Here is a 275-nt window from a genome sequence, read left to right as displayed (position 1 = left end):
CAGTGATTTCATCGACGCCGAGAATGCCGACGATAACGAGAAAGCAAAAGCCGAACGATTGCAATCGCATCCTATCATCGCCCAATATCAAAAACAAATTCAGGACTTAACGAATGAATTGGCCGATACACGCGACAGAGTAGCATTTTTGGAAAGTGTAAAATCAACACCGAACACGCGACAAAGTAGCAGTAGTGCTGGTGCTGCTCGATTCGTAGGCCAGCCACAGTTGACAGCAAGCGGATCCAGCCAGCAACGCCGTCGTCGTCATCGAC

Annotated in this window: 1 protein-coding gene; it reads left to right on the top strand. The window is 49.1% G+C overall.

Features of this window, described 5'->3' with window-relative positions; genetic code table 11:
* On the top strand, nt 1-275 hold a 275-nt coding region (locus tag L9G74_RS24110), incomplete at both ends, for a hypothetical protein (protein WP_238898608.1).

Origin of the sequence: Shewanella electrica (assembly GCF_022321485.1) — a bacterium.
Classification (GTDB): domain Bacteria; phylum Pseudomonadota; class Gammaproteobacteria; order Enterobacterales; family Shewanellaceae; genus Shewanella; species Shewanella electrica.
This window is presented reverse-complemented; position numbering and strand designations above follow the sequence as displayed.